Origin of the sequence: Janthinobacterium sp. 344, from assembly GCF_900112025.1 — a bacterium.
In the GTDB taxonomy this organism is placed as follows: Bacteria; Pseudomonadota; Gammaproteobacteria; order Burkholderiales; family Burkholderiaceae_D; genus Janthinobacterium.
Genome location: NZ_FOKL01000007.1, coordinates 400163 through 418195 on the forward strand (window position 1 = coordinate 400163; position 18033 = coordinate 418195).

The 18033-nt window shown below is 64.3% G+C and carries 16 protein-coding genes and 1 pseudogene; 16 read left to right on the forward strand and 1 reads right to left on the reverse strand.

The features are described 5' to 3' along the window. Positions 1 to 229: 229 nt before the first annotated feature. From BM193_RS20285 to BM193_RS20320, 8 genes are all read left to right on the forward strand, one after another. Positions 230 to 742, forward strand: coding sequence for a sigma-70 family RNA polymerase sigma factor (locus tag BM193_RS20285; protein ID WP_092799258.1), 513 nt, complete (start codon positions 230 to 232; stop codon positions 740 to 742). Between the two features lie 7 nt (positions 743 to 749). Next, positions 750 to 1745 (forward strand): FecR domain-containing protein, encoded by a 996-nt coding sequence (locus tag BM193_RS20290; RefSeq protein WP_254786330.1) that lies wholly within the window; start codon positions 750 to 752, stop codon positions 1743 to 1745. Positions 1746 to 1807: 62 nt separating this feature from the next. After that, complete coding sequence (locus BM193_RS20295) at positions 1808 to 4237, forward strand: TonB-dependent siderophore receptor (RefSeq protein WP_092799254.1); 2430 nt, start codon at positions 1808 to 1810, stop codon at positions 4235 to 4237. A gap of 105 nt (positions 4238 to 4342) precedes the next feature. Beyond that, entirely contained in the window at positions 4343 to 6676 is a 2334-nt protein-coding gene (locus BM193_RS20300; RefSeq protein WP_092799252.1) for a TonB-dependent receptor, read from the forward strand. A 131-nt stretch (positions 6677 to 6807) separates the two neighbouring features. Beyond that, the gene (locus tag BM193_RS20305; protein WP_092799249.1) at positions 6808 to 7305 is read left to right on the forward strand and encodes a Fur family transcriptional regulator; all 498 of its coding nucleotides are present in this window, start codon (positions 6808 to 6810) and stop codon (positions 7303 to 7305) included. Between the two features lie 117 nt (positions 7306 to 7422). Continuing rightward, a complete protein-coding gene (locus BM193_RS20310) occupies positions 7423 to 8523 on the forward strand; it encodes a branched-chain amino acid aminotransferase (protein WP_092799247.1) in 1101 nt (366 codons plus the stop codon). Between the two features lie 218 nt (positions 8524 to 8741). Further along, entirely contained in the window at positions 8742 to 9458 is a 717-nt protein-coding gene (locus tag BM193_RS20315) for a ribonuclease T2 family protein (protein WP_175533362.1), read from the forward strand. A gap of 164 nt (positions 9459 to 9622) precedes the next feature. Beyond that, positions 9623 to 11035, forward strand: a complete 1413-nt coding sequence (locus BM193_RS20320; RefSeq protein ID WP_092799243.1) for an MFS transporter — start codon at positions 9623 to 9625, stop codon at positions 11033 to 11035. Between the two features lie 13 nt (positions 11036 to 11048). Here BM193_RS20320 and BM193_RS20325 read toward each other — a convergent pair whose 3' ends face one another. Continuing rightward, the gene (locus BM193_RS20325) at positions 11049 to 12683 is read right to left on the reverse strand and encodes an acyl-CoA synthetase (RefSeq protein WP_092799241.1); all 1635 of its coding nucleotides are present in this window, start codon (positions 12681 to 12683) and stop codon (positions 11049 to 11051) included. A gap of 125 nt (positions 12684 to 12808) precedes the next feature. Here BM193_RS20325 and BM193_RS20330 point away from each other — a divergent pair, with 125 nt between their 5' ends. From BM193_RS20330 to BM193_RS29145, 8 genes and pseudogenes are all read left to right on the forward strand, one after another. Continuing rightward, positions 12809 to 13510, forward strand: coding sequence for a Crp/Fnr family transcriptional regulator (locus BM193_RS20330; RefSeq protein ID WP_092799239.1), 702 nt, complete (start codon positions 12809 to 12811; stop codon positions 13508 to 13510). 62 nt (positions 13511 to 13572) lie between these two features. Continuing rightward, positions 13573 to 14202: a helix-turn-helix domain-containing protein gene (locus BM193_RS20335; protein WP_139176191.1), complete on the forward strand. Its 630-nt coding sequence runs from the start codon at positions 13573 to 13575 to the stop codon at positions 14200 to 14202. A gap of 36 nt (positions 14203 to 14238) precedes the next feature. After that, the gene (locus BM193_RS20340; RefSeq protein WP_254786331.1) at positions 14239 to 14625 is read left to right on the forward strand and encodes a DUF2946 domain-containing protein; all 387 of its coding nucleotides are present in this window, start codon (positions 14239 to 14241) and stop codon (positions 14623 to 14625) included. Between the two features lie 82 nt (positions 14626 to 14707). Then, a complete protein-coding gene (locus tag BM193_RS20345) occupies positions 14708 to 15304 on the forward strand; it encodes an SCO family protein (protein ID WP_254786332.1) in 597 nt (198 codons plus the stop codon). A 17-nt stretch (positions 15305 to 15321) separates the two neighbouring features. Beyond that, on the forward strand, positions 15322 to 15792 hold the full coding sequence (locus BM193_RS20350; RefSeq protein WP_217638494.1) for a copper chaperone PCu(A)C: 471 nt from the start codon (positions 15322 to 15324) through the stop codon (positions 15790 to 15792). Positions 15793 to 15914: 122 nt separating this feature from the next. Then, entirely contained in the window at positions 15915 to 16586 is a 672-nt protein-coding gene (locus BM193_RS20355; RefSeq protein WP_092799231.1) for a CerR family C-terminal domain-containing protein, read from the forward strand. Continuing rightward, positions 16583 to 17791 carry a multidrug effflux MFS transporter gene (locus BM193_RS20360; RefSeq protein ID WP_092799229.1) on the forward strand — a complete coding sequence of 403 codons (1209 nt, stop codon included), beginning with the start codon at positions 16583 to 16585 and terminating at the stop codon, positions 17789 to 17791. The genes BM193_RS20355 and BM193_RS20360 overlap by 4 nt, the downstream gene beginning before the upstream one ends. A 93-nt stretch (positions 17792 to 17884) precedes the next feature. Beyond that, positions 17885 to 18033, forward strand: a pseudogene (locus BM193_RS29145) (IS1595 family transposase); the annotation flags it as partial.

The following is an 18033-nucleotide window of genomic DNA, read 5'->3' on the forward strand; positions in this document are numbered from 1 at the left end:
CATTCGCAAATGATGGTCGGCCATCATTTGTTGCGCAAAATGACCACGGAATTCAAAAATGATGCGCTTGATAATTTACATCGCAGTAAAATTGTGTGAAAATGAAAATCATTCTCATTCGTGATCCTGCGGTTTGATCATGCATGCTGGAACAAGAATCCTTGATCTATCCTGATACAGGCTGACCCACTTGGCAGGCAAGTTTGGCAGCCACTTTGCTCGTGCGCCCGTGTCCACCATTTCTCCCTCCCTCGACGTTTTCAGTGATCTATATAGCAGCCACCATGGCTGGCTATACCACTGGCTGTGGCGCAAGCTGGGCTGCCGCGACGGCGCGGCGGACCTGGCGCAGGACACCTTCGTGCGCATGTTGGCCACGCAGTCGGCGGACAGCCTGCGCGAGCCGCGCGCCTACCTGAGCACGGTCGCCAATGGCTTGCTGGTCAATCACTGGCGCCGTCTGACGCTGGAGCGCACCTTTCTTGCCGCCCTGGCCAGCCGGCCCGAACTGACGGCGCCATCGCCGGAAGAGCGGGCGCTGGTGGTCGAAGCGCTGTGCCGCATCGACGCCATGCTCGATACCCTGTCGCCGCGCGCGCGCCAGGCCTTCCTGCTGGCGCAGATCGACGGCCTGACGTATGCGCAGATCGCCGGCCAGCTGGAGGTGTCCGAACGCATGGTGAAGAAATACATGGCGCAAGCGATGTTGCAATGCATGCTGTGCATGGATGATGCGGGCTGATCCAGCCATGCCGCAAGCGCAGCGTTCCGCCGACTACGCCATCTTGCAGGAGGCGGCCGAATGGTTCGCCGTGCTGCGCGGCGACGACGCGGGGCCTGCCGAGCAGCAGGCCTGGGAGCGCTGGCACGCCATGTCGCCCGCGCATCGCGCCGCCTGGCGCCGGGTGGAAGCCGTCAGCGCCGAATTCCGGCACTTGCCCGGCGAGCCGGCGCGCCAGGCGCTCGACGATGCGGGTCCGCGCCAGAGCGCCGCCGCGCGCCGCCGCCTCGTCAAGGGCTTGCTGGCGCTGTGCCTGACGAGCGGGTTGGGTGGCGCCGCGCTGCTGCGGCGCGACACGCGCAGCTGGGTCGCCGGCCTGCATGCCGCTGAAAAGACAGCGGTCGGCACGATATGCCAGATGGCGCTGGCCGACGGCTCGCAGCTGTGGCTGAACACGGCAACGGCCCTCGACATCGATTACAGCCTGTCCCTGCGCCGCATCGACCTGCACGGCGGCGAAATTTATATTGCCAGCGCGCCGGACAGCCAGCAGCCGGCGCGGCCCCTGGTGGTCGATACCGTGCACGGCCGCCTGCGCGCGCTGGGCACGCGTTTCAGCGTGCGGCCGCAGGGCGAGCGCACCTTGCTGGCCGTCTACGAGGGCAGGGTGGAAGTGGCGCCCCGCGACGGCGGCACGCCGCGCATCGTGCCTGCCGGGCAGCAGATCCGCTTTGGCGATGGCGACATCGGCGAGCCATTTGCCGCCGACCCGAACGGGGCCGCCTGGATAGACTATCGCTTGCAGCCCGAACAGATGCGGTTAGATGATTTCCTCGCGCAACTGTCGCGCTACCGGCGCGGCCACCTGGGCTGCGCGCCCGAAGTGGCCCATCTGCGCCTGGTGGGCAGCTATCCGCTGGCCGACACGGACCGCATCCTGGCGGCGCTGGAAGCGACCCTGCCCGTGAAAGTCCACCGCGTGCATGACTGGTGGGTGACGGTCGAAGCGCAGTCAAAACAGTAAATAAGAATTATTTCTCAAATCTGGTTCCCTTTTTGAAAAGTTGTTTGGCAAGGTAACAGTCAATGCTCAATACAACGAAGGAAGCCGTGCCGCTGTTCCCGATATCCCTGCCGTTTGCCCGCCGCCTGCTGCCATGCTGCCTGGCCGCGACGCTGCTGGCTGCGCCTGCCATGTATGCCATGGCAGCGGCGGCGGAAGGCGCGCCGCGCAGCTTCCGCATCGCCGCCGCCCCGCTGGGCCAGGCCTTGCGCCAGTTCGCGGGCCAGGCGGGGATCCTGCTGTCGGCCGAAGGCGGCTTGACGCAGGGCAAGCGCAGCGCCGGCTTGCATGCCACCGTGTCCACCAGCCAGGGCTTGCAGCAATTGTTGGCGGGCACGGGTCTGGTGGCCGTGCAGTTGCCCGACGGTAGTTATATCCTGCGTCTGGCGCCCGCGCCGCTGCGCGCCGATCTGAACGGAGTAGGGGCGGGCCTGCAAGTGCTGGCGCCCGTCACCGTGCGAGGCAGCGGCGATGATGGCTACCGCCGCACCAGTTCGTCAGCAGCCAGCCGCAATGACACGGCCTTGCGCGACACGCCGCAGGCCGTCAGCGTCGTCAGCGGCGAACTGATACGCGACCAGGACATGCGCAGCCTGGCCGACGCCATGCGCTACATGCCGGGCGTGGGCACGGCCGCCGGCGAGGGCAACCGCGACACGGCCGTGATGCGCGGCAACAGTTCGACCTCGGATTTTTACCTGGACGGCATGCGCGACGACGTGCAGTACTACCGCGATTTCTACAATATCGAAAGAGTCGAGGCCATCAAGGGGCCGAACGCCATGGTCTTTGGCCGTGGCGGCGGCGGTGGCGTCATCAACCGCGCCACCAAGCAGCCTCAATGGAGCAGCGATGGCGAGCTCACGGCCAGCCTGGGCAGCTGGCGCAACCGGCGCGCCGCGCTCGACGTGCAGCAGGTGGTGGGCAGCGCGGTGGCCGTGCGCGTCAACGCCATGGCGGAAAACAGCGACTCTTTTCGCCAGGGCGTCAACGTGCGCCGCAGCGCCGTCAACCCCGTCGCCGCGTGGCGCCTCTCGCCGCGCACCATGGTGGTGGCCAGCTATGAACATTTTCGCGACGACCGGGTGACGGACCGGGGCGTGCCCTCTTACCAGGGGCGGCCGTTCGGGACGGCCCCATCGACGTTCTTCGGCATCGCCGGCAGCAGCCCGTCGTGGGCGTATATCGACGCGCTGGGCGTGACGGTGGAACACGAGCTGGGCGGCGGCGCCAGCGTGCGCAACCGCACGCGCCTGGCCGATTACGACAAGCTGTACCAGAATGCCTTTCCCGGCCCCGTCAGCGCGGATGGCGCCAGCGTGACGGTGCTGGCGTATAACAGCGCCACCCAGCGGCGCAATCTGTTCAACCAGACGGATGTGGAGTGGAGCGTGATGGCTGGAGGCGTGCAGCACCGCTTGACGGCGGGAATGGAACTGGGGCGCCAGACGACGGACAATCTGCGCAACACGGGCTATTTCACTAGCCTGGGCGACAACGTCACCCATATCAGCCTGCCAACATCGCACCCCGTGACGGACTTGCCCGTGACGTTCCGTCCCAGCGCCACGGATGCGGACAACCATGGCGTGGCCGACACGGCCGCCCTGTACCTGCAGGACCAGCTGCGCTTCACTGCCCGGTGGCAGGCCGTGGCGGGCCTGCGCTACGAGCGTTTCGCCGTCGATTTCGTCAACCAGCGCAATGGCGCGCGCATTGCCCGCACGGATGCGCCGTGGTCGCCGCGCGTGGCCCTCCTTTACCAGCCCGTGGCGGCCCTGTCGCTGTATGCCAGTGTCAGCCAGTCCTTCCTGCCGCGCGCGGGCGAGCAGCTGGCGTCATTGACGCCCAGCAATGCCGTGTTCGCGCCCGAGCGTTTCCGCAACGTGGAGGCGGGCGCCAAGTGGGATGTCGCGCCGGGCCTGTCGGCCAGCGCGGCCGTGTACCGCCTGGAGCGCAGCCATGTCGCCGTCACCGATCCCGTCGACGCCACGCGGGCCATGCTGGTCGATGGCCAGCGCAGTGTCGGGCTGGAACTGGAACTCAATGGCAAGGTTCAAGCCGGCTGGAGCATTGCTGGCGGCTATGCCTGGCAAAAGGCCGTGCTGACGGCCGCGCAATCGGCCACGGCCCTGGCCGGCGCCACCGTGGCGCACGTGCCCCGGCACAGCCTGTCGCTGTGGAACCGCTACGATTTTTCGCCCGTCTGGGGCGCCGCGCTGGGCGTGATCGCCCGCAGCGCCGTGTACGCGTCCGTGTCGAATACGGTGGTGCTGCCGGGCTTTACCCGCTTCGACGGCGCCGTCTACTTCAAGCCGCAGCCCCGCTTCCAGCTGCAGCTGAATCTGGAAAACCTGTTGAACAGAAAATATTTCGCCTCCGCCCACAGCAACGACAACATTGCGCCCGGTTCGCCCCGGGCCTTGCGCATGACGGCGCTGTGGCGGTTCTAGTTTTGTCGTACCCCAAGTTTGTAGTACCAGCAATCAACGAGCCAGCCAACTGCCGGGGGGCAGTAGCCAGCCATATTAATCCATCCGATACAGTGAAAGATAGCGATGACATCGAAAGACAAAGCGGGCGTTACCATCCGCAGCCGCAAACACCAGACCACTTCCACGCCGCGCCTGCACGGCACGGCACTGGCCGCGTTCGCCACCCTGGCCATGCCGCTGACGCTGCACGCGCAAACGACGGACAAGCCGCAGCAGTTGCAGGAAGTTAAGGTCGTCGGTACGGCCGAACGCCTGATCCAGGCGCCCGTGAAATCGGCGAACGACAAGCTGACGGCGCCGCTGCTGGACACGCCCAAGTCCGTCACCGTGATTCCTGCCGAAATCATTTCGCAAACGGGTGCCGTCTCGCTGACGGATGCGCTGCGCACCGTGCCGGGCATCACCATCGGCGCCGGTGAAGGCGGCAACCCCGTGGGCGACAACCTGTTTATCCGCGGCTACAACGCGCAAACGGATACGTATATCGACGGCATCCGCGACACGGGCTCGCAATCGCGTGAAATCTTTGCGCTGGAACAAATCGAAGTCGTCAAGGGCCCGAACTCGGCCTACGGTGGACGCTCGTCCGCAGGCGGCGGCGTCAACCTGATCAGCAAGACGCCGAAAGCCGACAATTTCACCAACGCCACCGTGGGCCTGGGCAGCGCCAAGTACCGGCGCGCCACGGCTGACGTGAACCGCGTCATCAGCGACGACGTGGCCGTGCGCCTGAACGTGATGGCGCACGACGCCCACGTGGCCGGCCGCGACTTCATCAATGGCGACCGTTGGGGCATCGCACCGTCCATCACCTTCGGCCTGAAGTCGGCCACGCAGGCGACCCTCAGCTACTACCACATGCAGTCGAGCGAATTGCCCGATACCGGCTTGCCGTTCAACAACCCGTTCTCGTCGGGCGCGAATGTCTCGAAAAACGGCAATGGCACGCCCGTCAACGTGCCGCGCGACACCTTCTATGGCCTGGTGAACCGCGACTTCCGCGATACGCAGAGCGATATCGGCACCATCGACGTGCGCCACGACTTCGGCAATAAACTGGTGCTGCGCAACGTGACCCGCTACGGCAAGACCAGCAACGACTACGTGTGGACCCAGCCCGACGATTCGAAGGGCAATACCATGCTGTACGGCACCGTCTGGCGCCGCGCCAACACGCGCACGACCGATACGGATGCGCTGGCCAATGCCACCAGCCTGGGCGGCGAATTCCTGGCCGGCGGCGTGAAGCACACCTACACCGTGGGCCTGGAAATCAGCCGCGAGGAAACGGATCGCAGCGCTTATCTGTTCAGCCCGGGGGCCAACAACCCGCTGGAAAAAGTCGGCTCCAACTGCCCGACCTATGGCGCGGCCACCCTGTACAACTGCGCCCCCTTGCTCAACCCGAACGCCAATGACCCATGGGTCTACACGCGCACGGTGTCGCCGGCCCGCACGAACATCGTCACGAACACGCGTTCCGTGTACGGTTTCGACACCATCGAGTTTTCGCCGCAATGGCTGCTGAACGTGGGCATCCGCTGGGATGACTACAAGAGTTCGCTGAACACGCCGCAATACACGCTCGACGGCAAGACCACCGCCGCCACCAGCGCCAATGTGCATGCCACGTTCGCCAGCTACCAGGCGGGCCTGGTGTACAAGCCATCGACCAACAGCAGCGTATATGTGTCGTACGGCACCTCGTCCACGCCACCGGGCAATGACGGCGGCGACGGCATCGACGGCTTGACGGTCGCCATCCAGAACCTGAAGCCGCAAGAAAGCAAGAGCTTCGAACTGGGCACGAAATGGGAAGTGCTGCCGGGTGGCCGCCTGTCCGTGAGCGGTGCCTATTTCCAGAGCGACATGAGCAATGCGCGCGTGACGGCACCGGACGGCAGCACGCAAAACGTGGGCGACAAGCAAGTCAAGGGTATCGAACTGGGCGTGAGCGGCAATATCACCAAGGAATGGTCGGTGTTTGGCGGCTACACGCACCTGAACGCCATCGTGGAAAACAATGGCTACACCAATACGGGCACGACGGCTGTGCCCGTGTATGCGCCATCGCCGTACAACGGCAACCAGTTCCCCACCACGCCGAAAAACAGCGCCTCGCTGTGGACCTCCTACCTGCTCACGCCTGCCATCACGGTGGGCGGCGGCGTGAACTACGTCGACAAGGTCTACGCCAACGTGGCCAATAACAAATATGCCCCGGCCTACACGCGCTTCGACGCCATGGCCAGCTACGTGGTCAGCCGCAACGTGACCCTGCAGCTGAACATCCAGAACCTGACGAACAAGCTGTACTTCGACAAGGTTTCCTCGCCGCACTATGCTGGCGTGGCCCCTGGCCGCTCGGCCACCCTGACGGCCAACATGAAGTTCTGATGTTGTTCAGCTTGAGGTAGCGCAAGGCGCCGTTCCAGAGATGGAAACGGCGCTTTTTTTATTTTCCGGTTCCCTTTTGACGTTCTCGCTTGGCAAGGTTGATAGAGCAGAACGCAGAAGCGGAGAATTCCATGCAAGACATTCCATACCAGGGCGACGGCCGCGTGTTCGAGCGCTTGCGGGCCGCGCGCCTGCGTCCGACCAGTGCCCGCGTCTGCGTGCTGCAGGTGCTGGCCGGCACGTCGCGCCAGGCGATGAATGCGGAAGGCATTTATCAGCAACTGCTGCGGATCGGCATTGCCGTCAGCCTGGGCACCATCTACCGCGTGCTGAAGGAAATGGAACTGGCGGGCTTGCTGCTGCGCGAGCGCGAAGCGAGCGCCAGTGGCAACAAGGGGCGCTATCTGATCAAGCCGGAGCGGGTGGAAGCGGACAGCTGCTACCTCGTATGCCGCGTCTGCGAACGCAGCGTGCTGGTGCAGGATGCGCCGCTGGTGGAGCAGCTGCGCCAGGCGGCGGCGCTGCACGGCATGGAAATCGGCGCCAATGTGCTGTCCGTGCAGATGCGCTGCAGCCAGTGCGCCGGGGAAGCGCAGGCAGGGCGGGGCAGGCCGCTGCGGGCCGGCTGACGGCCCGCCTTTTGATGCGGCGCAACAAGGGGCGCCGGCCCATCCGCCTCCTCGCCGGGCGGATTAGGCGCTACAATAGGGAATCTCTTTATTCTCCCAGACTCGTCTTCTGCTGCCATGACCACTTCCACACCGAATCTCGTCGTCACCCCGTCCGCCCACCCCTTGTCCGACGCCGAGCGCGCCGCGCGCATGGTCAATCCCGCGTTTGGCCGCATCTTCACCGACCACATGGTGGTGATTCCTTACCGCGACGGCAAGTGGCAGCAGGGCGAGCTGAAGGCCTACGGCCCGCTGATGCTGGACCCGTCCGCCTCGTCGCTGCATTACGGCCAGGCCATCTTCGAAGGCTATAAAGCGTTTGCCCAGCCCGACGGCAGCATCAAGACGTTCCGTCCGGAACAGAACGCCGAACGCTTCAACCGCAGCGCCGCGCGCCTGGCCATGCCGGCCATCCCCGTCGAGCTGTTCCTGGAAGCGGGCGATGCGCTCATTTCGCAAGACCGCAACTGGGTGCCGAAGAACACGGGCGAGAGCCTGTACATGCGTCCGCTGATGATCGCCACCGACCCCTACCTGGGCGTGCGTCCCTCGGAAGAATACCTGTTCGTGCTGTTCGCCTCGCCGGCCGGCGCCTACTTCCCGAAAGGCGTGAAACCCGTCACCGTGTGGATCAGCGAAGACTTCGTGCGCGCCGCGCCGGGCGGTACGGGCGAAGCCAAGTGCGCGGGCAACTACGCGGCCAGCCTGATGGCCCAGTCGCAAGCGCAAGAAAAGGGCTGCGACCAGGTCGTGTGGCTGGACGCCGTGCACCGCGAGTACATCGAGGAAATGGGCGGCATGAATCTGTTCTTCGTCTACAAGGATGGCGACAAAGTCACCGTCGTGACGCCGGAATTGACGGGCACCTTGTTGCCAGGCATTACCCGCCGCAGCCTGCTGGAAATGGCGAAAGACCTGGGCTATGCGACGGAAGAGCGTAAATTGTCCGTCCAGCAATGGCGCGACGACATCGCCTCGGGCCGCATGACCGAAGTGTTTGCCTGCGGCACGGCCGCCGTCATCACCCCGGTGGGCGTGGCCAAGGCCAACGGCTTTGAAATGACCATCAACAACAACGAAAACGGCGCCGTCACCCTGGCCCTGCGCGAAGCGCTGCTGGGCTTGCAGCATGGCACGGCTGAAGACACGCATGGCTGGATGCACAAAGTGTGCTAATGGGCTTGTTGGATCGAGCCGCAGCAGCATGGTCATATCAGATAAGTAAGTTGGCGTCCATTTCACCCCAAAAGTGAAGTTCCGGGGGCGGACCCTCAGGGTCCGACCCCAGCTTTTTCGCTGTTCGCGTGTTGCGCCAGATGCTGCATGTCGCTGATCGCAATGGCATCGGCGCCGGCACCCAGTTGCCGGCGTTTTTATATCTAGAAGGAAATTCGATGAATACCCGCTCTGTCTTGCCCGCGCTGGCCGCCGTTTTCCTCAGCCTGTCGGCCGGCGCCGTGCACGCGGCCGACGCCACGTGCACGATTCCGCGCAACGTCAGCTATGTCGATTACGACGTCAAGCCGTCGGACGAGAAAAACACCTGCTACAAGCAAAGCACCAACGTGCCCACGGATTCCTTCATGCTGGCGCTGTCGTGGTCGCCCGGCTTTTGCGACAGCCAGCGCCGCCGTGGCGAAGTGTCAAAGAAGGCCGCCTTCCAGTGCGCCGAGAGCAACCACTTCGGCTGGATCGTGCATGGCCTGTGGGCGCAGTCCGATCATCCGGCCACCTGCGACGACATTTCCGTGACGCCGCCGCGCAAGACGGAATTGCATCCGCGTTACTGCAAGGGCAATCTGCCGAAACTGGCGCCGTCGGAGATCCTGCCGTATATGTGCATGCAACCGGGCGAAGCCTTGCTGCAGGGCGAGTGGGAAAAGCATGGCGCCTGCGATTTCGACACGGCCAAGCAGTATTTCGAGAAAGAGCGCGAACTGTTCCAGGCCTTGAAATTGCCCGATACCACGATGCCGAAAAACGAGTTGTTCCAGTGGATGAAGCAGCACAACCCGCAGCTGAAAGGCCGTTGGCTCGGCTATGAAAAGCACTCGGGTGAATTGCGCATCTGTTACTCGAAAGATTTCAAGGTCATCGATTGCAAGAAATAAAACTTGCGTAGTCATCCGATAACAGGCAGCCCGGCCCGCAGCGGGGCTGCCCGGCAGACTGCGTTTATCCATGCTAGTGTCTTGCTTGCGGTCACATTATTGGCCGCTAACAATGCCCGGCGCAAGCGTGGCTGGCGGCGCGGCATGGAATTCGTATCGGATCAATGATGTTCAAGCAAAACAGGGCGCAGCCCTTCCTCGTGGGCGAGGATGGCTTGCCGCCGAATGCCCGTTTGTGGGCCATGCTGGCGCTGGCCATCGGCGTCGGCATGGCCTCGCTCGATACGGCGATCGCCAACACGGCCTTGCCGGCCATCGCCAGCGAGCTGCACACGACGCCGGCCGCCTCCGTCTGGATCGTGAATGTCTATCAGCTGGCCATGGTGGCGACCCTGCTGCCGTTTTCCGCCCTCGGCGAAATCGCCGGCTACCGGCGGGTGTTTATCTCCGGCATGTTCCTGTTTACTTTGGCGTCGCTCGCCTGTGCGCTGGCCTGGTCGTTGCCGTCGCTGGTGGTGGCCCGGCTGTTCCAGGGCGTCGGCGCCAGCGCCATGATGAGCGTCAACACGGCGCTGCTGCGCGCCCTGTATCCGAAGCACTTGCTGGGGCGCGCGTTCGGCAACAATGCGCTGGTGGTGGCCGTCGCGTTCGCCATCGGGCCCACGGCCGCCTCGTTGATTTTGGCGACGGCGTCGTGGCCCTGGCTGTTCGCCATCAACGTGCCGCTGGGCGTGGCCGGCTTTTTCCTGGCCAGCCGCATGCTGCCGGCCACCCGGCTGTCGGGCCACACGCTCGACGCGCGCACGGCGCTGTACAACGTGGGCGCCTTCGGCTTGCTTATTTTGCTGTTCGGCGACGCCGCCCATCACGCGTCCGGCGCCGTCCTGCTGGCCGAACTGGTGGCCGTGCTGATCTTTTTTAGCTTGCTGCTGCGCCGCCAGGCGGGACATGCGGCGCCCATGCTGCCGATCGACCTGTTCCGCCGCCCCCTGTTCCTGCTGTCGTCGCTGACGGCCATCTGCACGTTCGCCGCGCAGGGGCTGGCGTTTGTTTCCCTGCCATTCTATTTTGAAGTGACACTGGGCCGTTCACCCGTGGAAACGGGCTTTTTGATGACGCCGTGGGCCGTGCTAGTGGCCGTGATGGCGCCCGTGGCCGGACGCCTGAGCGACCGCTACTCGCCAGGCATGCTGGGCGGCATCGGCCTGGCGGCCCTGGCCGCCGGCTTGCTGACACTGGTGTGGATACCGGCGCACCCCAGCGCCTTCGACATCGGCTGGCGCATGGCCGTATGCGGCGTCGGCTTCGGCTTTTTCCAGGCGCCGAACCTGAAAGCCATCATGGGCAGCGCGCCGCCCGAGCGGGCCGGCGGCGCCAGCGGCGTGGTCGCCACCTCGCGCCTGATCGGGCAGGCGACGGGCGCCGCGCTCGTCGCGTATTGCTTCACGGTTTCCGCCACGCGGGGCACGACCTATGCGCTGTGCCTGGCGGCGGGCTTCGCCGCCGTGGCCAGCATCGCCAGCTTTGCGCGCCTGGCGGTGGCGCAGCCGGCGTGGCAGACCGGCAAGCGCGATTGATCCATCGCAAGAATCAGACGTCGATGGCCTTGTCCGACTGCATGCGCTTGCGCAGTTCGAACTTCTGGATCTTGCCCGTCGAGGTGCGGGGCAGGGGACCGAAATAAATGGCTTTCGGCACCTTGAAGCCCGCCAGGTTGTTCTTGCAGAAGGCGATCAGTTCCGCTTCCGTCACCGTCGCGCCTTCGCGCAATTCGACAAACGCGCATGGCGTCTCGCCCCATTTTTCATCGGGCTGGGCGATGACGGCGGCGGCCAGCACTTGCGGGTGGTGGTATAGCGCATCTTCCACTTCCACGCTGGAAATGTTCTCGCCGCCGGAGATGATGATGTCCTTGCTGCGGTCCTTCAGCTTGATATAGCCGTCCGGATACATGACGCCGAGGTCGCCCGTGTGGAACCAGCCGCCGGCGAACGCTTCCTGCGTGGCCTTTTCATTTTTCAAATAGCCCTTCATGCAGATGTTGCCTCGGAACATGATCTCGCCGATCTGTTCGCCGTCGGCCGCCACGGGCTGCATGGTTTCCGGGTCCAGCACGGCCACGGCGCTTTGCAAGTGGTAGCGCACGCCCTGGCGAGATTTCAACACGGCCCGCTCTTCCTGGCTCAAGGCCGCCCACTCATCCTGCTCGGCGCAGATGGCGGCCGGGCCATACACTTCCGTCAAGCCATACGAATGGATCAGGTCAAAGCCCATGGCTTCGATCTTCGCCACCATGGCCGCCGGCGGCGGCGCGCCGGCCACCATGCCGCGCACGGTCCAGTCGATTCCCTCGCGCCAGTTGGCGGGCGCGTTGGCCAGCGCCGCGTGCACGATGGGCGCGGCGCAATAATGGGTGATGCGCAATTCACGCATCAGGTCGAACACGAGCTTCGGCTCGAACTTGCGCAGGCACACATTCACGCCGGCGCGCGCGGCCACGGTCCACGGGAAGCACCAGCCGTTGCAATGGAACATGGGCAAGGTCCACAAATACACGGCGTGCTTGGGCATGTCCCATTCCAGGATGTTCGACAGGGCATTCAATGCCGCGCCGCGGTGGTGATACACCACGCCTTTCGGGTCGCCCGTGGTGCCGGACGTGTAGTTGAGGGCGATGGCATCCCATTCGTCCGCCGGCGGCTGCCAATCGTATTCGGGGTCGCCGCTGGCCAGCAAGGCTTCGTAGTCGAGGTCGGAAAACGCTTCCACGTCGGGTCCCAGCACGTCGTTGACCTGGATCACGCGCAGGCCGGGAATCTGCGCCGCCATCTGGCGCGCCAGTTCGGCGAATTCCGTGTCGGCCAGCAAGACTTTCGCCTGGCCATGGCGCAGCATGAAGGTCAGCGAGGCCAGGTCGAGGCGGATATTCAGGGCGTTGAGGACGGCGCCGGCCATGGGCACGCCAAAGCTCGCTTCCACCATGGCGGGGGTGTTCGGCAGCATCACGGCGACCGTATCGCCCGTGCCGACGCCCAGCTTGATGAGGCCAGACGCCAGGCGGCGCGTGCGCGCGTAGGTTTCGCGCCACGTCTGGCGCACGGCGCCATGTGCAATTGCCAGGCGATTGCCATATACTGCCGCTGCCCTGGCGATATAGTCGAGCGGGGTCAGGGCCGCGTAGTTGGCGCTGTTTTTGCCGAGACCGGTGTTGAAGTCGGGTGTCATGCTTGTCTCCTGGTAAATAATCCTGGTACTGAAATTCTGCGGCTCCCTGTTTCGGGACTGATTGTGATGAGCATAGCACCGGTGCGGGAAAATCACTGTCATCTTAGTGACAACTGAAAGATGGAATGGATAGCAACGATAGTGTAGACCGTGCGGTGCCCGAACTCGATAGCCACGACTGGTTCGCGGCCCTCGATGTCCGGCATCAATCCCTGCTGCGCGCGCAAAGCGTCGTCAGGCATGTTGACGCGGGCGCCGTCATCACGCGGCGCGGCGAGCCGTCGCAGCACTGGATCGGCGTGCACACGGGCTTGATCAAGCTGGCCGTCTATAACGCCGATGGGCGCGGCGCCACGTTTTCCGGCGTGCCGGCCGGCGGCTGGTGCGGCGAAGGCAGCGTGCTCAAGCGTGAATTGCGCCGCTATGACGTGGTGGCCGTGCGCGCCTCCGATATCATCCTCGTGCCGGTGGACCTGTTTCATCTGCTGCTGGCCGAAAGCCTGTCCTTCAATGCCTTCGTGATCCGCCAGCTCAACGAGCGCATGGGGCAATTCATCGCCACCATCCAGAACCAGCGCCTGCTGGCCGTCGACGCGCAAGTGGCGCAGGCGATCGCGCAACTGTTCCACCCCATGCTATATCCGCGCACCTCCAGCGTGCTTGAGCTGTCGCAGGAAGAAATCGGCTTGCTGACGGGCATTTCGCGCCAGCGCGTGAACCTGGCCCTGGGGAGGCTCGCCGAACTGAACTTCATCACCATCGCCTACCAGGCCATCCGCGTGGTGGACCTCGATGGCTTGCGCCGCTACGGCGTGGCGTCGCTGTGATGACAGACGGGGTGCGCGATGTGTGGCATGCTGACGCCTGGTTCATGATATTGACTTGACGCATGGCACTCGTTTCCGATCATCCTTTGTACTTGCTGGGCTTGCGTTTTCCGCTCAGGCTGCGCGTCACCGTGCGCCAGGGTTACGTGACCCTGCATAATGAAATCACCACCAAGAAACTGGCCAGCGGCGACAGTTTCGTCGTGCCCGCGTTCCTGCGCTTCGCCTGCGACGTGATGCCGGGGCGGGGCAAACCGGCCGTGTTCACCCTGGCGCTGGAAGCGGACGAAACGGACGAAGCGCCGGACGGCCACGGCGGCGGCAAGCGCTGGAGCCAGGCGCTGGCGCAGCACATCTTTGATACGCCGCAAGGCAAGTGGACGGCGGCCCGGCTGGCGGCCCTGTGGCAAGTGACGCCGCACAAGGCGCGCGCGCGCCTGTTTGCCGAAGGCGAAGCCTTGCTGAGCCTGGTGCGCGAACAGCGCTTGGCGCACGCGCTGCACACGGCCGCGCAAGGTCATGGCGACGGCGATGCCGCGCGCGACCTGGCGCAAGTGGCGGCCGGCTCCGGCTTCGCCTCGATCCCCGCGTTCTGTGACGCCTGCGTGGACGTGGCCGGCATCCGGCCCAGCCTGTTCCTGCGCGGACAGGGCGCGGTTTCCAGGGCCGTGTCCACCGCTGCGCCCGGATAGCCAGACTCCGTTATAATCGGGGCCATGGGATCTTTATTGAAACGCAAACAGTGGCATATGTGGTTCGCCTGCCTGGCGATACTGCTCAATGCGCTGTCGCCGTCCCTGTCGTACGCGTTTGCCTCGCTGCACGCGAATGCGAACGGCGCCGCCGTCGAGATTTGCTCGGCCAGCGGCGCCGTGTATACGCAAGCGGACCTGGCCCCAGCCGCCAAATCCACCACTGATTCCGTGCTGCATCACATCGAACATTGCCCGTTCTGCATGAGCCATGCGGGCAGCGTGGGCTTGCCGCCGCCATCTGCAGTGCCGCTGACCCTCATCACGGGCCACGACGCGTATCCGCCCCTGTTTTACCAGGCACCCACAGCGCCGTTTGCCTGGCTGGCCGCCAGCCCGCGCGGACCGCCCGCGCTGGCCTGAATACTTCTGTTCTGCCTGCCGTTACGCGGCAGGGCATCGACCTCCTCACTGTATCAACTACGCCCATCGGGCCGGAATTACCATGAAACGTCGTCTTTTCCTTCTCGCCGGCACGGCGGGATTGCTGACGCTTGCCGCTTGCGAGCCAGCACCGAAACCCCATTACAACGGCCTCGACCTGACGGGCGGCGATTACAAGCCCGACTTCAAGTTGAGCGGCCCCGACGGCAAGGTCTACACCCTGGCCGACTTCAAGGGCAAGTATGTGATGGTCTTCTTTGGTTTCACGCAATGCCCGGACGTGTGCCCTACAGCCCTGTCGCGCGCGCTGGAAATTCGCCAGAAGCTGGGCGCCGATGCCGATAAACTGCAAGTGATCTTCATCAGCATCGACCCGGAGCGCGACACCCCCGAGTTGCTGGGCGAATACATGCGCGCCTTCGACCCCAGTTTCCTCGGCTTGCGCACGGACCCGAAGAACACGGCGCAGACGGCCTTCAATTACAAGGTCTTCTACCGCCGCGTGCCCAGCGGCAGCTCGTACACGATGGACCACACGGCCATCAGCTATGTGCTCGATAACGAGGGGCGCATGCGCCTGGGCCTGAAGCACCAGCTGACGGGCGACGAGTGCGTGCAGGACATCAAGACCTTGATGAAATCGAAATACACCTTATAACTACCGAGGAAACAATCATGACCCATCTGAAAACCCTGCTGGCCACGGCCCTGACCGTGCTGTCCTTCTCCGCCGCCGCGCAAGGCAGCGTGCAGATCACCGACCCGTGGGTGCGCGCCACGGTGCCGCAGCAAAAGGCCACGGGCGCCTTCATGCAGATCACGGCGCCGAAGGCCATGCGCCTGCTGGAAGTGCGTTCGCCCGTGGCGGGCGTGGCGGAAATCCATGAAATGAGCATGGCGGACAACATGATGCGCATGCGCCAGGTCAAGGAAATCGCCTTGCCGGCCGGCAAAGCCGTGGAACTCAAGCCGGGCGGCTACCACGTCATGCTGCTGGACCTGAAAAGCCAGGTGAAGGCGGGCGACAAGATCCCGCTGACCCTGGTGCTGGAAGGCGAGGACAAGCACCGTGAAACGATCGAAGTCAACGCCGTGGCCCGTCCGCTGGGCGCCACGGGTGCCAGCATGCCAGCCATGAAGCACTGATCGCTGAGCGGCTTCATGCCAGCCCGGTTCGCCGGGCTTTTTTTGCGCCCGCCTGAAAATTAAACGGTTGTTTGATATAATTTCGGACAATATTAAACAGCCGTTTAAATGATGGGATTACCATGACAGAAGAAAAGAACAGCGACAGCGAGCCGGCGCGCGTGCGTATTTTGCAGGTGGCGGCCGATCTGTTTGCCGACGATGGCTACAAGGCGACGTCCGTGCGCAAGATTTGCGAGGCGGCCAGGGTCAACGTGGCGATGGTTAATTATTATTTTCATAGCAAGGAAGAGCTGCACCTGGCCGCCTTCGACTATGCGCGCGCGCTGGCGCGCGCCTCGGCCGCCGACGTGGCCGCCGCCAGTGCGCAAGCGCAGCTGCCGCCCGTGGAACAGCTGCGCCTGGCCATCGAAGCGCTGGTCTTCGACATGCTGCGCGCGGGACCGGCGTCGCTGTTCAGCCGCCTGGTGGCGCGCGAACTGATCGAGCCGACGGCCGCCATCCACAAGCTGGCCGAACGCAACGTGCGGCCCCAGCACGCCCTGTTCACGGGGCTGGTCCGTGGCGTGGTAGGGCAGGCAATGCCGGCGCCCGTGGTGCAGAAATGCGTGTTCAGCATTATTGGCCAGGTCGTGTTCTATGCCCGTTCGCGCATCGTGCATGAGCTGGTGGTGCCGGAAATGACCTACGACGAGGCGGGCATCGCCAGCATCGCGCAGCATATCGCCGCGTTTTCCCTGGCGGCCCTGGACGGCCTGCGCCGCGAATATGACGATGCGCAGGTGCAGGCATGAAGGCGCGCAACCTGACCCTCGTGCTGGCCGGCCTGTCCATGCTGGGGCCGTTCGCCACCGATACCTTCCTGCCTTCGTTTCCCGCGATCAGCAGCCATTTCGACGTCAGCAGCGTGCTGGTGCAGCAAACCCTCAGCGTCTATCTGGCCGCCTACGCCTTCATGACCTTGTTCTACGGTACCTTGTCCGACTCGTTCGGCCGCCGTCCCGTGATCCTGGCCTCGCTGCTGATCTTTGCCGTCGGTTCCATCGGCGCCGCGTTCGCGCCCAGCTTTGGCTGGCTGCTGTTCTTCCGCGGCATGCAGGGCGCGTCGGCCGGGGCGGGCAGGGTGATCGGGCAAGCCATCGTGCGCGATACCCTGTCGGGGGCGGCAGCGCAAAAGATGCTGGCCAACATCATGATGGTGTTCGGCATCGCCCCCGCCATCGCCCCCATCATCGGCGGCTGGCTGCACGTGGCGTATGGCTGGCAATCGACGTTCGTCTTCACGTTTGGCATCACCGTGCTGCTGGCGCTGGCCTGCCTGAAAGGCTTGCCAGAAAGTTTATCTGTCGCACAACGCCAGCCTTTCCACCCGGGCACGATCGCCCGCAATTACTGGCAGGCGCTGCGCCACCGCGTTTTCCTGCTGCGGTCACTGGCCGTGGCGTTTGCCTTTGGCGGATTCGCCCTGTACATCGCCTCCGCGCCGCATTTCATCCTGGAACTGCTGCGCTTGCCGGAGACGGGCTTCGGCTGGATGTTCGTGCCCATGGTGGCGGGCCTGGTGCTGGGCTCGGCGTTGTCCGGCAAGCTGGCGCATACGGTCAAGAGCAGCGTGCTGGTGCGCGCGGGCTTGCTGGTCATGGCGGCCACGGCCATCCTGAACATGGCGTACAACCACTGGTGTATCGTCAGCATCCCGTTTGCCGTCGTGCCCGTCATGCTGTATGCGTTCGGCATGTCGCTGGCCTTGCCGGGCATGACCATGTCGACCCTCGATATCTTCCCGCAGATGCGCGGCCTGGCCGCCTCCCTGCAGAATTTCGTGCAGATGGTGGTCTTTGCGCTGGTGTCCGGCTTTGTCGCACCGCTGCTGTTCGACAGTGGCTTCAAGCTGGCCCTGGGCCAGGCGGCGGCGGTGGTGCTGGCCGCGTTTTTCTGGTGGCTGGGCACGCGCCGGCGCGCGCCGGCCGGCGTCACGCAAGGGACGCAAATGGGTTGAAAAAGGCTCTGTCCCCGTTAAGTAGGGGAAGTTCAGGAATCTTCCTGTATCCCTGCTGTCTGACTGTGCATCGCAGACAAACGGGAGCCTTTCATGCAGATAGCTCAATGGAAAACCTTCATCGCCCAGTTCGCCGTACTGAACCGTCGCCAGCGCCTGGCGGGTATCGCTCTGCTGCGAGGAAGCGCACCGCAGGGCGCTGCCGCGGCACTGATCGAAAGCGTGGCCCGGCGGCGATTGCA

Coding starts and splice junctions, on each gene's coding strand:
- BM193_RS20360 (WP_092799229.1), top strand. CDS start 16,583: ATGAAGGCGCGCAACCTGACCCTCGTGCTGGCCGGCCTGTCCATGCTG.
- BM193_RS20315 (WP_175533362.1), top strand. CDS start 8,742: ATGAATACCCGCTCTGTCTTGCCCGCGCTGGCCGCCGTTTTCCTCAGC.
- BM193_RS20300 (WP_092799252.1), top strand. CDS start 4,343: ATGACATCGAAAGACAAAGCGGGCGTTACCATCCGCAGCCGCAAACAC.
- BM193_RS20310 (WP_092799247.1), top strand. CDS start 7,423: ATGACCACTTCCACACCGAATCTCGTCGTCACCCCGTCCGCCCACCCC.
- BM193_RS20305 (WP_092799249.1), top strand. CDS start 6,808: ATGCAAGACATTCCATACCAGGGCGACGGCCGCGTGTTCGAGCGCTTG.
- BM193_RS20320 (WP_092799243.1), top strand. CDS start 9,623: ATGATGTTCAAGCAAAACAGGGCGCAGCCCTTCCTCGTGGGCGAGGAT.
- BM193_RS20335 (WP_139176191.1), top strand. CDS start 13,573: ATGGCACTCGTTTCCGATCATCCTTTGTACTTGCTGGGCTTGCGTTTT.
- BM193_RS20350 (WP_217638494.1), top strand. CDS start 15,322: ATGACCCATCTGAAAACCCTGCTGGCCACGGCCCTGACCGTGCTGTCC.
- BM193_RS20295 (WP_092799254.1), top strand. CDS start 1,808: ATGCTCAATACAACGAAGGAAGCCGTGCCGCTGTTCCCGATATCCCTG.
- BM193_RS20330 (WP_092799239.1), top strand. CDS start 12,809: ATGGATAGCAACGATAGTGTAGACCGTGCGGTGCCCGAACTCGATAGC.
- BM193_RS20355 (WP_092799231.1), top strand. CDS start 15,915: ATGACAGAAGAAAAGAACAGCGACAGCGAGCCGGCGCGCGTGCGTATT.
- BM193_RS20290 (WP_254786330.1), top strand. CDS start 750: ATGCCGCAAGCGCAGCGTTCCGCCGACTACGCCATCTTGCAGGAGGCG.
- BM193_RS20325 (WP_092799241.1), bottom strand. CDS start 12,683: ATGACACCCGACTTCAACACCGGTCTCGGCAAAAACAGCGCCAACTAC.
- BM193_RS20345 (WP_254786332.1), top strand. CDS start 14,708: ATGAAACGTCGTCTTTTCCTTCTCGCCGGCACGGCGGGATTGCTGACG.